12 protein-coding genes are annotated in these 12731 nt (G+C 58.7%); 1 reads left to right on the top strand and 11 read right to left on the bottom strand.

The features are described from left to right. Positions 1–12 precede the first annotated feature (12 nt). Both SH661x_RS18735 and SH661x_RS18730 read right to left on the bottom strand, forming a co-directional pair. The gene (locus SH661x_RS18735) at positions 13–588 is read right to left on the bottom strand and encodes a Uma2 family endonuclease (RefSeq protein ID WP_437224708.1); all 576 of its coding nucleotides are present in this window, start codon (positions 586–588) and stop codon (positions 13–15) included. A gap of 111 nt (positions 589–699) precedes the next feature. After that, positions 700–1146 (bottom strand): DMT family transporter, encoded by a 447-nt coding sequence (locus tag SH661x_RS18730; protein WP_437224705.1) that lies wholly within the window; start codon positions 1144–1146, stop codon positions 700–702. 240 nt (positions 1147–1386) lie between these two features. Between SH661x_RS18730 and SH661x_RS18725 the strand changes: the two genes are divergently transcribed. Beyond that, positions 1387–1716, top strand: coding sequence for a hypothetical protein (locus SH661x_RS18725; RefSeq protein ID WP_437224703.1), 330 nt, complete (start codon positions 1387–1389; stop codon positions 1714–1716). A gap of 56 nt (positions 1717–1772) precedes the next feature. Here SH661x_RS18725 and SH661x_RS18720 read toward each other — a convergent pair whose 3' ends face one another. The 9 genes from SH661x_RS18720 to SH661x_RS18680 are packed head-to-tail and all read right to left on the bottom strand — an operon-like array spanning position 1773 to position 12692. Next, entirely contained in the window at positions 1773–2924 is a 1152-nt protein-coding gene (locus SH661x_RS18720) for a hypothetical protein (protein ID WP_437224700.1), read from the bottom strand. A gap of 17 nt (positions 2925–2941) precedes the next feature. Continuing rightward, complete coding sequence (locus tag SH661x_RS18715) at positions 2942–4348, bottom strand: glycosyltransferase family 4 protein (RefSeq protein WP_437224697.1); 1407 nt, start codon at positions 4346–4348, stop codon at positions 2942–2944. Positions 4349–4357: 9 nt separating this feature from the next. Further along, positions 4358–5662, bottom strand: a complete 1305-nt coding sequence (locus SH661x_RS18710) for a glycosyltransferase (RefSeq protein ID WP_437224695.1) — start codon at positions 5660–5662, stop codon at positions 4358–4360. Between the two features lie 38 nt (positions 5663–5700). Further along, on the bottom strand, positions 5701–6699 hold the full coding sequence (locus SH661x_RS18705; RefSeq protein WP_437224693.1) for an NAD-dependent epimerase/dehydratase family protein: 999 nt from the start codon (positions 6697–6699) through the stop codon (positions 5701–5703). Further along, positions 6690–7823 carry a Gfo/Idh/MocA family protein gene (locus tag SH661x_RS18700; protein WP_437224690.1) on the bottom strand — a complete coding sequence of 378 codons (1134 nt, stop codon included), beginning with the start codon at positions 7821–7823 and terminating at the stop codon, positions 6690–6692. Before SH661x_RS18700 ends, SH661x_RS18705 begins: the two co-directional genes overlap by 10 nt. Before the next feature lie 51 nt (positions 7824–7874). Next, positions 7875–9017, bottom strand: coding sequence for a glycosyltransferase (locus SH661x_RS18695; RefSeq protein WP_437224687.1), 1143 nt, complete (start codon positions 9015–9017; stop codon positions 7875–7877). 49 nt (positions 9018–9066) lie between these two features. Next, the gene (locus SH661x_RS18690) at positions 9067–10251 is read right to left on the bottom strand and encodes a GNAT family N-acetyltransferase (protein WP_437224685.1); all 1185 of its coding nucleotides are present in this window, start codon (positions 10249–10251) and stop codon (positions 9067–9069) included. Positions 10252–10257: 6 nt separating this feature from the next. Next, a complete protein-coding gene (locus tag SH661x_RS18685) occupies positions 10258–11772 on the bottom strand; it encodes an oligosaccharide flippase family protein (protein WP_437224683.1) in 1515 nt (504 codons plus the stop codon). Beyond that, a complete protein-coding gene (locus tag SH661x_RS18680; protein ID WP_437224680.1) occupies positions 11769–12692 on the bottom strand; it encodes a glycosyltransferase family 2 protein in 924 nt (307 codons plus the stop codon). Before SH661x_RS18680 ends, SH661x_RS18685 begins: the two co-directional genes overlap by 4 nt. Positions 12693–12731 lie beyond the last annotated feature (39 nt).

Genomic DNA, 12731 nt, shown 5'->3' with positions numbered 1-12731 from the left:
GTGTGAGAAGAATCAGGTCTGTGCCCAGTCCGGGGGAGTGAACAGGTCGGCCACCTGAATTTCAAAGCCGGGGAGAATGAGACCTCCCGACAGCCGGTCGGATTCGTCCAGCCGGTCATGACCTTTCCGGTTACGCATGCAGACATGGACAGTTCGCATCATCGGATCCGCCAGCCAGACCGCCTGCACTCCGTGTCGCTGATACGCGTGAATCCGCTCGCTGACCTGATTGCGACGATCCTTCGTCGTGGCGAGTTCGACCACCAGGGCGGGGACTGTCTTCGTCACCTCCCGGTCCGCTTCGGCGAAGCGGGGACCTTCGAGAAAATAGCTGACCGATGGAAAATAGACCGTGTCGGGGGATCGCTCGACCTGCAAGCCGAGATCGAAGCAGGGATAACCGTTCAGCGTCGCGTGGACGTAACTCGAGAATGCCTTAGACAGGTTCAACACGATCGTTCCGTGATCGATGTCCGGCGGATCGAGACTGACCGGGACACCACGAATCAGCTCCGACCACTGGCCGCCGTCGGGCAGTTCAATCCGTCGTTCCACGAACTCTTCGGCGGTCATGCTGCGCTGAATCATAATTCTCCCCGGAGTCAGTCTTCGCCTGCCGAGGAGGGTCGGCAGGGTTATTTCCAATTCATTTTACGCACTGACCCCAGACGGCAACAGTTGGCGAGAGTGCGATGAGTCTCAACCGTTTTTGATCATCCAGGTTCCCAGCACCAGCACGCCCACTCCCAGTACGCGAGTCCACGACGCTGTGTGAACCGGCATGCTGAGCAGTCCGAAATGGTCGATCACTAGGCTCATGATCAGCTGACCGAAAATGCCGATCGTCAGCACATTCGCCGCTCCCAGCCGGGGGACGAAGTGAAGAACCGCTGTGACGAAAACCGTCCCCAGCAGTCCACCAGTCAGGAGAAACCAGGGGATCTGCACCCCGTCCGGCAATTTGGGGATTCCACGCGCATGAACGGCGGTGATGGCGATCAGGGCGACAGTTCCGGTGGCAAATGACGTCTGAGCAGCCAGAAAGGGATTCGCCATCAGCTGACCAAGCCGGGCGTTCACAATCGCCTGAATGGGAAGCAGGGCTCCCACCAGACACATAAAAATCCATGCAAAAATTTCAGTCATTTTGTCGTGCCGCTGGCCGTGAAACGGGAGCGAAACTCCCACAAAAAGCAGGAATCTCACCAGGATGCCATGCCCGATTCCACAGCAGGAATGCTGCGTGAGTATGCGTGCTTTTGGGGAACTGCCCGCTCAGGGATTCGAAAATCCGTGAAACGACCGATTTTCACGGACTGGCATTCCGTCTGCAAGAGCCTTTGGACAGCGATCGCGGAAAGGCCTTTTACCCAACGAAGCGAAATCATGCGAGTTCGACTTTACGAAGTGGGAGCAAGGTCAGTCGGCGTGGTGTTCATTGATGAATTTCCCGCCAGTCTGGCGCTGAATGAGCAGGGCCGAATTCAGCCCGAATCCTGCACATGTCCGGGAATCTGCAAGCTGGAAGATGTCGGCGGACAGCTGTATCTGCGGGCTCATGAGACCCCGGATCTGGAGGTGAATAACGCGCCGCTGGAAGAAGGGCCGCTGATGCCCGGGGACCGCCTCCGTTATCGCGGCCACGATTACCTGGTCTCGTACGAGCAGACGCAGAAGGCCGCCCCGCCGCCGCCTAAGTACAGAATCATGCAATAGCCGGGAAAATTCCGGAATCGAAAACCTTTGTGTTGGATTTCGGATCTGGAACTTCTCTAACGCACACTGAGTGACTGCGGGGAGAGGGTCGGGGACGTTGCTCCGGATTCCGCTTGATGCACCAGCTGGGCCATCTCCCAGGCCGTCACGTAGTGGAACCGGAAATTGGGGTGCTGCCGGTGGAAGGCTCCCAGATCGCGGTGAAACTTCTGCATCGGTTCTCCGAGCAGCGTGTTGATGTTGTCGTCCTTGCACCCATGCGTGTGGAGCTTGATGAAGCGCCAGTCCAGTCGACCGGCAACATGCACACCCGCCTGCATCCAGAGATTCAGCCGACGCAGTGACCCGGGACGGCCCCCATGCAGGTCCCCGTTTTCAATGCGCGGGATCACGCCGAAGCGACGATTGCTCCAGTCCGGCAGAAGCGGTCCCTGAATCATCAGGAGGTGATCTGCAGGGGGAGCCTGTCCGACGCGAGCCCGGATCCCGCGATCATGCGACTTCGCCTGACCGGGAATGTCCTTCGCGTAGTAGATCGAATTGATTGTGCTGGTCTGTGTCGCACTGGGAGCGGACGGGAGTGTGAAATCGGCATAGCAACCGGTCTCCTGCAGCACCGTCAACTCGGCATCGACACCGCACAGGCAACGATCGGGCCGTGAATTGCACAATGCCCAGTTGCCGTGAATGAAGCCATAGACAATCTCGCCGGTCAGCGGATCGCGCCGGAGCAATCCGTGGCGGTCATACAGCGTTTCGCGGAACCGCTCGAGCTTCTCCCGCAGCTGGTCCGCGGTGTCGTTGTGATGGTGCAGATGGACGTCGACATCACCAAAGCCCGCTTCAATCAACGGGCGGATGCCGTCGAGATATTCGGGGCGATACTCGTCCTCTGGAAAGAAGAACGTGTGCTGCGGCGGTCGGCCGTTGACGTCGAGGAATTGAGAGAAGAGCTGCGGATACTCCTCGCGCCACCGCTGGACCCGCTCAATCGCCTGAGAATCCGAAGCGTCATAGCAACGGGGTTCCCAATGGTCGCAGACAGCGATGAACACATCGACTTCATCATCCGGGTGCCACTGGGGGCGGGGTTCAGACGGAAACGCATAGCTCCCGATCCAGTACTGCATCTGGCGGGCACGAATGCAGAAGACGACAGCCGCGACCGCCAGTGCCGTGAGCACGGCCGCTGCGATTACGAGGATCATCCATGGATTTTGCAGGCTCAACATTCCGGGCTGTACCTTTCCGAAATGCCGTGATCGGAGTCTTCCGCGGTGAAGGTCGGCTGCAGGTTGTGCTGCAGGGTTGTCCGGTTCAGAAGCGAGGCGAGCTGGGCAGCGAGTTGCTTGCGTTCGAACTGACGGATCTCCCAGATCGCATCACGATCGTCGGTGCCGCAGCGATAACGTTCGACCGCCAAAGCGAGCTTTTCCGCGATCCCCTCAATATCTGCAGGGGGGCACAACATCGTTCCCGGCAGGTCCCGGACCACATCCCAGACGTCACCGCGGGGAGCGACGACCAGCATCGGGCGACGGGCGGCCATGTATTCAAACGTTTTGGCGTTGATGATCCGCTGCGTCTTGGGGAGATCGCTGTTGATCATCAACAGGGCGTCGGAGGATCGCATCAGTTCAATGGCTTCCGCGTGGGAAACAAACGGAAGTCGAGTGACCTGAATCGGAGAGTTCTGCAGTTCGTCCAGAATCGATTCCTGATCCGGTGTTCTTCGGCCGGCAACGAGTAATTCGATCTCGCTCGCCAGTTCCGGACTGCGCTGACTCAACAACAACAGGGCGTTCACGACCGGTTGAATCGAGTTCAGGTTCCAGAGTGTCCCGATGAAGGACAGGCGGAAACGACGAGGGGTGGAAGTCGGCACGGCCGGTGTCTGCGGGGGGTAGTCATCCGGGTCGAAGCCGTTGTAGATGAACGTCGCCTCAGCGTGGCTGCCGCACTTGCGGGCGAACGATTCCACCGCAGCGGCACTGGATGGCGTGGTGGCGAGCAGCACCGATGCCTGCTTCACCGCGAAGCGCTGTTGTCGGGACTGGATCCAGTTGGCGAACCGGCCTTGTCCTTTGTTTTCCCAGTAGGCGTTGCTGATGTCCCATTCATCGCGGTAGTCGAGGATGAGCGGCAGTCCGGTCCGGCGGCTGAGTCGCGCTCCCAGGATCAGTGATGAAAACGGAGGGCCGGTCGCAATGATCGCGTCATGCGGTACCTCAGCGAGCAGCTTCAGTCCCGCCTGAAACGCCTGGGGATGCCAGAGAATCTGAGCATCGGGTTGAAGCAGCAGATTGGCGGTGTTCCGCGCCAGGGATTTCAGACTTCGCAGCAGAACGTTTCCATTCGACTTCCCCTTCTGTCCGCCGGAGACCGCATTCTTGACGGCGTATCCGGGCTCATACGTCCGGACGCGACGAATGATCGTCCCTGCTGGGATGTCCTTCAATAGGCTTTCATCCTGAAGAGGAACCGAGGGATTGGACACCGTCAGGACCGACGAGTCCCAGCCTGCCTGCGGAAGGTACTTGACGAACTTCGTCACGCGATGCACGCCGACTCCTCCCGTGGGAGGAAACAGGTATGAGACGAACAGGACTCGCGGGGGGCGATGCGGGGTCATGAGTGGGTGTTATCGAGGCTGTCTGAGTGCGGAAATCGTGGATTCACCGGCTTGGGAAACGGGATGCCGTCGGCGGGGAGAGACCAGCGAGGACGAGTGGGCATAGCGTTCTTCCCGCAGTGTCTCCAGCAACTGACCCACGTCGTATGCACAGTCGTTCCATGTGCGTGCCTGATAGCTCGCAGCGGCGGCTTTGGCTTCTGGGCTCACCATCGCCATCACCGCATTCGCGAATGCGGCAGGATCGCGGCGAGGGACAAGTCGGGAGAATTCCGGCCGGCTGATTTCGCTCAGACTCCCAACGTCTGTCGAGACGAAGGGGGTTCCGCAGGCAAGTGATTCGCGCAGCACGTTCGGCAGGCCTTCGGAGTCGCTGGAGAGAACTGTGAGGTCGGCGGCCCGATACCAGTCCGGAATGCGATCGTGACCGACAGCACCATGAAAGTGAACGTAGCTGTCCAGTCCCAGTCTGCTTGACTGCTGTTGCAGCGAGGAACTGAGGGGACCATCACCGAGAAGATGAAGCTTGAACTTCAGGCCGTGGTTTCGAAGGTGTGTCGCTGCTTCCAGCAGAACGGGAATGGCTTTGATTCCAACCAGCCGTCCAACCCAGACCAGATGCACGAAATCGTCTGACAGATCGAGCGACTTGCGGGCCGTTTCCCGGCTCCGCGTGGTGTTGAAGATCGATTCATCGATCCCCTGATAAATTGTGTGAACTCGTTCAGCGGGGACACGCAGCTGGCAGGCGGCCTGTCGCAGTCCTTCACTGACGCTGATGACGGCATCGGAGTGAGTGAGCACGTCGCGGACCCGCTCTCCCCGTCGCGGAAGCTTCGGAAGAATCAGCACGTCCGTTCCCCCGACGATCACCGCCGAGGGGATACCTGCCAGTTCAGCGGCTCGCAGTCCGACGGCCCCATCCGGATGAGCCCAGTAGCTGAGCACAGCATCCGGGCGAAATTTGTGAATCGCCTGTGCAACCGTTTTCTGCACCGACCACCACATCTGTTCGCCGTAGTAGCTCTGCAGAAAACGGGGGGTGTACCAGTACGTGGGGTAGTCGACGGTGATTCCGGCCTGCGTCATGCAGGGGGGAGCCTGATAGGTCTTTTTACGGGAAAACGGTCGATAAACCTCGGTGAAGAACCGGGGTGAGATGGCATGAACCTGATGCCGTTTCTGCAGCGCCAGGCAGAGCGCGGAGTTGTACGTTCCACGAGTCAGCGCCCCGGCATCCGGAAAAGTCGTGCTGAGAAATAGAATTCGCATGGAACTGCGGCCGTCTCGGGAAATCGGATCGACCAGCTTCACTGATCGTTTCCTCTTTCCTAGCTCGCAAATTCGCCCTGCTACCCGGCAATTGTCCGTCTCAGCCCCTCTTCGGTGGAAATAGTTGGCTGCCAGTGCAGGCTGTGCTTGGCTTTGGCATTGGAATACCGGAGAGGCTTCCAGATCGCCTCGCTCTTGTAGCGAGAAAGGACGGGAGGGAGTTGACCTTCCGACCATGCTGAGTAACAGGCGTACAGTGCAGATAGCGGGGAAATCGCGGTCCTGGGAATCCAGATGGAACGGATTTTCTGGCCGTTCCTCCTGAGGAATCGAACGATCCGCTTTCCAGTCGGGAGGTCATCGTCAACGACGTTGAAGATCTCCCCTTCCACATCGGGGGTCAGTCCGGCGCGGCAGATCGCAGCGGCACAGTTTTCCACATACGTGTACGGCAGAGTCTGGCCGCCACCCATTCGCAGAAGCAGCGGTCCAAGAGAGAGACCAACGCGGCTGGTCAACAGACTTCGCCCCGGTCCGTAGATGACTCCCGGTCGGACAACCACCAACGGCAGTCCCAGCTGTTCCCGCGCAAGCCACGCGACCGACTCCTGCCGGATCTTGCTGAACGTGTAGGGATCCCGCAGTTCGGGATGGGGATCGACCGGAGTCGATTCATCCAGCGTCCCCCATTTTCGGACTGAGGAAGTTCCATAGACCCCCATGGAACTGATGAGGACGAACCGGTCCACAGGAGCGGTGGCAGCCACTTCCATCAGTGTCCGGGTCGGGACAACGGTATTGAGAAACATGGTGGAACAACTCCCACCCAGGGCTGCTGCCAGATGGTAGACGACGTTCACCCCGTCCAGATGTCTCTCGAGCGCGCGGCGATCGTTCATGTCCCCACGCACGAGTTCAAGTCGATCCCGCGTCCCCGGCGGCAACTCCCGCAACAGGGGATCGAGATCACTGGTCTCACGAACCAGACAGCGGACCTTCACGTTTTCCGTCAGCAGGGTTTTCACCAGTCGACGGCCCAGAAATCCGGTCCCTCCGGTGACATAGGCGGTTACGGACATATCTGCACCTCGGGTCGACTGGAAGCTTCTGAAGCGGATGTCTGTGGGATGTTCGACCGGGCAGTGGTTTCGCGGCAGTGATCGAAGATGCGGTCCATCAGAAACGTGACGCGTTCCACTTCTTCAGGCGGAATTGGCAGCGGAGACCCGGTCTGGATCGACTGATAAAACGCTTCGAACAGGTTCTTCATTCCAGCGAAGTAGTGAATGTCGGAACAGGCGAAGCGGAGCAGGTTGTTCTTGAGGTTCCAAACGCTGTTGCCGAACTGCTGCCACGGCGCTTCCAGCTTTCCAAACGCCCCGGGGAGTCTGGTCAGTCGGTTCAACCGGAGTGTCTGAGCGTCGAAGTCGACATCGATCGTCCCCTTCGAGCCGTACACCCGTGTGATCCGCTGGGGAGGCAGGAATGTGGAGAATGTCAGGCTTCCGTTTTGCCGTTGCCCTTGAAATGAGATGCTCATTTCCGTGGGGAAATCGAACTCCGGACGTGTCCGCCATCCCCCGATCAAGGCCGGCTGAACATCCTTCATCAGGTCGGTGATGCGATAGAGCGGATGAGAGATTGTGTTCTGAAACAGACCCCCGGGGAGCTTTCGCACCCAGTGATTCGGGTTGCCCGCCACGAGATTTCCGAACTTCCCATCGATAGGGTAGCCGAGAACCGATTCGATGTGCCGCACCTCTCCAATCACTCCGCGATTGATCCACGCCTTGCAGCGCAGCCAGGCGGGATCGAACAGTTGATCATGTCCGACGCAGACGAATCGTCCCGTCTCCTCAGCAACGGCGAGAACCTCCCGGGCATCGACAGCGTCCAGAGTAAACGGCTTTTCGACGTACACATGGCAGCCGGCTCGCAGCAGTTCTTTTGCGAGGGGAGCATGCGTGTGGGCCGGGGTGGTGATGTGCACCACATCGGGTCGGGTCTGTTCGAGCATCCGCTCGTGATTCGTGAAATGTCGTGGCACAGCAAACCGCGCGGCAGCCTGCCACGCGAGGTCTTCATGCATGTCACAGACAGCGACAACTTCTGCCGACTTGATCCGCTGCAGCTGTGACAGATGCGCATCGGCAATCTGTCCACAGCCGATCAAGGCGACTCGAATTTTGGGTGAAGACGACATGAAAGAAACTCGTGAGTGTTCTATGAGAAAACTTGATGCGGAGAGGCCGGTTCAGTCGCGCTGAACGCACTCGCAGTACAGGCTCTCGTAGTTCTGAACCATGTTGCGGATATTAAAATTCTGTTCGACGCGAAGACGTCCCAGCTCTGCCATCTGCGGCCAGGTGGCATGCTCTTCGATCATGTCGAGAATGGCGCTCGCCAGAGCATCGGGATTCAGAGGAGGGACCAGCTTGCCGGTCACACCGTCGACCACGATCTCGGGATTCCCGCCGACACTCGTGGTGACGATGGGGAGGCCGACCGCCATCGCTTCCAGCAGCGTGAGCGAAATTCCTTCTGTCTTCGAGGATGACACATAGAAGCCCGCCGTTCTCAGCAGCTCAGGGACATCTTTGCGTTCCCCGAGGAACTCCACGTATTTTTCAATCTTCAGATCGCGGGTCATCTGCTCCAGCTTCTCACGTTCGCTGCCGTCTCCGACGAGCTTCAGGCGGAAGCCCGGATGAACGACAACCACTTTACGGATCGCGCGAAGAAGAGTGGGATAGTCTTTCTCGGGCGAAAGCCGGGCCACGGAAATCGCGATCGGGGCAGGCTGCGGTCCGGTGTAGGCGAAGCGGTCCAGATCGATCCCGTTCCAGATGCAGCGCATCTTGGCTGCACTTCTCAGGTCCTGTGACTGGCACAGCTTCGTCGCGTCTTCGGAGACTCCCACAATTCTGGCTGCCAGGCGATTGGCAAGACGGAACTGCCACTGGCTTTTCCATCCGGTCCCACAGCCGCGGCCATGTTGCGTGTTGATGATAGTCGAGATGCCGGCCCAGCGGGCAGCCATCGCGCCGTAAAAGTGCGGGTAGGTGTTGTGCGTGTGAAGCACATCGAAGTTCCCGGCTTTCAGATAGTTCCGCAGATCCTGAATCGCCCGCGATTTTTTCTTCTGTGGCATGCCAATCGAATGCACGTCATAGCCGGCAGCGCGCAGGTCATCCGCAGGGGGCCCCAGTTCCGCGAGCGCGACAAAGCTCAACTCAAAACGAGCGGGGTCATGAAATCTTGCGAAGTCCACGAGCAGTCGTTCGAGACCGCCTGTCCGCAGCGTCATGCTGAGGTGACAGACCCGAATTCTCGGCGGAACCGGAATCTCGATTTCCGTATCCTTCATCGCGGAACTGATTGATTGTGTCTGTGCCATATCTGGTCCTTTTTTCGCAGCGCCGGATAAAATGCCTGCGATGCAAAAATCAATGTGCCGTCTCGCCAGAGGTCTGCTCGGGAGAAGAAGAATCGTTTGTTGTCTGATGTCCACGCGCGAATCGCTGCTTGAGTTTTCGAAGCAGCTCAATCGCTGTGAGTTTGAATGAGGGTCTGGACCACGTCAGCCAGCAGAGCTGATTGACGTCGCTGGAAAGGTTCTCCTTGTGACGCTTGTCCCCCACGAGGAAGTCATAGGCGTCGTACCCGCGCTGGAGTGCCGCTTCCATGCAGAGGTAATGTGTCGTCAGTCCGGGACTCGGTTTCACATTGAAGTCGGCGAACCCCGACAGGTAGTCGAGGAGTCGGTTGTCATCGACCAGCAAATACAGACAGCCGACGGTTTCAGACTGATGGCGAACCCGGAACAGAACGGACTTCTGCTCGAGGAACAGCTTCAGCGCGGTGGTCGTCTGAAACTTCAGAAACCGTTCACTGGCGAACGCTCCCGGTTGCCCGACAGCCTGCCAGCGCGCCTGATGCAGCGTGATCAGTTCCGTCAGAATGTCTTCTGCCTGCTCAATGGTTTCAGCCCATTCGCATTGCAGATCGCCATACTGCTTCAAACGTCGACGAAGATTCGATCGCGTGCTTTTTCCCAGTCGCTCGATCACCGGCTGAGCGTGTTCACGGGCTGCTTTCAGATCGAAGTACCTGCTGTCGCGGGAACGGACTTCCGCATTGGGGAAATGCGGGAGCCAGGGGGCCAGATCCGCTTCCGAGAAACCATCCAGTCGCAGCTGTTCCCAGGTTCGATCCTGCTTGATCGCAGCAGCCACCTGCGAGATGAATTCACCCTGAAACCGGGGTTCGACGAGGATTCGATTGTATTCGACGCAGACGCTGCCAGGTTGCGGCTCGCCTGCGGTTCCCAGATGGAGAGTGCGGATCGGAAACGGACCGACTTTCTCGGCGGTGCCCGTTGTCAGCAGGCAGATGCCTCGGGGGACTCCGCCAGCCTCGGCAATCAGAAATCGGTATGGGACGACATTTCCGTAGACCTGAATCCAGTTCTCCGTCCATGTCGCTCCGCTGGCGAGCGACGAACTTCCCTGGCGTGCTTCGATTTCACGCCAGGTCGCCATGGCCTGTTCCGCACTCTCCGAAGAAACGATGCGGCAATGCAGCGTCTCTGTCGTCTGCGGGAACGGAAGTGATGTCGTCAGGGAGGTCATGTTTCGCTAGCCCGCAAAGACTTCTGATGGAGTTTGATTGGCAGCGACTGTGGAAGCGTGCTCGCGACGTTCAAGGAAATAAATCAGTCCGCGTACCGCGAAGAGCACAGCTCCTCCTCCCACCGTCACGCCGACGAGCGGTGCCCAGCCGGATGCGGGAATGAATCGCACCGCCAGATCGCAGAACACCACCAGTGCAACCTGCGCGGGAAGCTGCGGAGCGACAACGTCATGCCACAGCGATTTTCGAGTGACGTTCAGCTCCCGCATCGCGTACGGCAGGAGAACAAACAGTTCGACGAGAATCAGCGGGATGACGGTTCCCCAGGCGACCCCGACGATTCCCCAGAAGCGAATGAGAATCAGCGAGAACACCAGGTTTAGCAATGCCTCGAACAGATCAATGAGAGCCTGCAGCCGCACTTTTCCGGTTCCGAGAAGTGCTTTGCGAGCCACCATCATCGGCAATGCGACGAGCTGTGACGCCACCAGCAGAACCAGAACGGTGTTGCTGTCGGCGTATTCTTTTCCGATCCAGGTTCGAATCAGCAGATCGTTAAAGTAGGTCGCCCCGATGAGAAATCCTCCGGAGAGAAGGAAGGCGAGCCCCATTCCTTTGGCGACGAGGCGACCGAGTTCATGCTGTTGGCTGCGGGCGTGCAGTTCGCCGGCCTTGGGCAGAACCGCTTCCGCAATCTGTGCAATCGGGATCTGAATCATCTGCGCGATCCTCAGACCGATCTGGTACGGCACAACCGCCAGCGGTCCGAGGATGATGCCGATCACCACGGTGTCGGTGAAGAAGATCAGGTATTCGGCGAACAGGGCAATGGCGTTGAAGGCGCTGAATCCGAAACATTCCTTCATCACATCGCGGCGCGTGTGCCAGGGTCCGACAGACAGTGTGGGAACCTGACGATACGCGTAATAGGCACTCGCTCCATGTTCGATCACGGTGACGAAGAAGAAGATCAACGCCAGCGTGATCAGTCCGTAGTGTTCGTGAAGGCAGAGCAACGTCAGCAGTAAGCGCACGATCCCGAGCGTGACTTCGATTCCCCGTTTGATGTCGAGCCGCTGAGTTCCGACCAGCACCCCGCCATAGACGCTGGCGATCATTCCCAGGCCGATCGTGCAGCCGACGATCATGATCGAAATCTGGATCTCGCCCATGGGGAGTGTTCCCCATTTCTGCAACGTGGGAGCCCATAGGGCACAGGCGGTGGTGAACAGGAAGACCAGTGTCGCTGTCCCGATGTAGACCGTCTGAATCGTGCTGACGACGGTGTTGAGCCGTTTCCAGTCTTTTCTCGCATAGAGGTCGGCCACGTAGCGGCAGATGGTCGCTCCGAAACCGGAGTAGATCATCGTGGAGTAGCCGGCAATGGCGTTGATGAACACCCAGGCCCCGTACTGTGCTTCTCCGACGGTCCCCAGGATGTAGGGCATCATGAAGAAGCCGATCAGCACCGTGAACAGGTGGGCCAGCCAGCCGGCGATAATATTCTTGCGGACGGTCATCGTGGGAGCCCCACGGTCGCCGCCTGCAGCAGCGCCTTGTTCTTGGCCTGAACGACTTGAGCACGATTTCTGTTCAACAATGCCGGGGGAAGGTAGGTCGCCAGCCAGTAACCGACGTTCCGGGGAGTGCAGCGATAATTCAGGAGTTCGCGGTAATATTTCCGGGCCAAGGGAAGGTCCCGCATCCAGAACAAGGCGCGGGCATATTCATCCAGCACCGCTGCCCGTTTGCGTTCGATCCGTTCCGGAGCCAGCCCGCATGACTTGCCGATCAGTTCCGTATTGATCAGTTCGGCTTTGACCACCCGGGAGATCTGCGCTGACAGGTTCCCTTCCGCCGGCGTGTATAAAGTCAGTTCTTCTCGCACGGTGACAATTCGTTTTCCAGTGGCGGCGATGCGAAGCCACAGGTGATAGTCCTCCGCACCGACCAGAGCACGGTCCTCCGGAAAGCCTCCGACAGACTGGCAGACCTCTTTGTTCATCAGCACCGTCGAAGTGCCGATGTAGTTGTGTTCCCAGAGTTCATCAAACGTGATGTTCCGTTCGTTCTTTCCGTTGTCGCCGACCGTGTGGGTGTGAATCAACGCGACGTCATCGGCGATTTCCTGAATCTGCCGCTCCAGTTTGTTCGGCAACCAGGAGTCGTCAGAGTCGAGCAGCGCGATCCAGGGATTCTGGGCAAGGCGAATCCCGTGATTGCGGGCTGCCGATGGGCCGGCATTCTTCTGGGTGACCACCCGCACCTGCGGGAAGTGAGACCTGACGAATGCAGCGGTCTCGTCCTTGGAACCGTCGTCAATGACGATGATTTCCTGTGGGGGGACCGTCTGGTTCAGAACGCTCTGCAGGGTGTTTGCGATCGTTTTCACGGCGTGATAAGCCGGGATCACCACGCTGATCTGCGGAGTCGAACTCATGGTGTGACTTTCTGATCTGGATTCGCTTCAGGATTCTCT

Origin of the sequence: Planctomicrobium stercoris, from assembly GCF_051465655.1 — a bacterium.
In the GTDB taxonomy this organism is placed as follows: Bacteria; Planctomycetota; Planctomycetia; order Planctomycetales; family Planctomycetaceae; genus Planctomicrobium.
This window is presented reverse-complemented; position numbering and strand designations above follow the sequence as displayed.

What these genes read in the sequence shown, in the direction of transcription:
- SH661x_RS18735 (WP_437224708.1), bottom strand. Translation starts at nt 588, where the DNA reads ATGATTCAGCGCAGCATGACCGCCGAAGAGTTCGTGGAACGACGGATT.
- SH661x_RS18730 (WP_437224705.1), bottom strand. Translation starts at nt 1,146, where the DNA reads ATGACTGAAATTTTTGCATGGATTTTTATGTGTCTGGTGGGAGCCCTG.
- SH661x_RS18725 (WP_437224703.1), top strand. Translation starts at nt 1,387, where the DNA reads ATGCGAGTTCGACTTTACGAAGTGGGAGCAAGGTCAGTCGGCGTGGTG.
- SH661x_RS18720 (WP_437224700.1), bottom strand. Translation starts at nt 2,924, where the DNA reads ATGATCCTCGTAATCGCAGCGGCCGTGCTCACGGCACTGGCGGTCGCG.
- SH661x_RS18715 (WP_437224697.1), bottom strand. Translation starts at nt 4,348, where the DNA reads ATGACCCCGCATCGCCCCCCGCGAGTCCTGTTCGTCTCATACCTGTTT.
- SH661x_RS18705 (WP_437224693.1), bottom strand. Translation starts at nt 6,699, where the DNA reads ATGTCCGTAACCGCCTATGTCACCGGAGGGACCGGATTTCTGGGCCGT.
- SH661x_RS18700 (WP_437224690.1), bottom strand. Translation starts at nt 7,823, where the DNA reads ATGTCGTCTTCACCCAAAATTCGAGTCGCCTTGATCGGCTGTGGACAG.
- SH661x_RS18695 (WP_437224687.1), bottom strand. Translation starts at nt 9,017, where the DNA reads ATGGCACAGACACAATCAATCAGTTCCGCGATGAAGGATACGGAAATC.
- SH661x_RS18690 (WP_437224685.1), bottom strand. Translation starts at nt 10,251, where the DNA reads ATGACCTCCCTGACGACATCACTTCCGTTCCCGCAGACGACAGAGACG.
- SH661x_RS18685 (WP_437224683.1), bottom strand. Translation starts at nt 11,772, where the DNA reads ATGACCGTCCGCAAGAATATTATCGCCGGCTGGCTGGCCCACCTGTTC.
- SH661x_RS18680 (WP_437224680.1), bottom strand. Translation starts at nt 12,692, where the DNA reads ATGAGTTCGACTCCGCAGATCAGCGTGGTGATCCCGGCTTATCACGCC.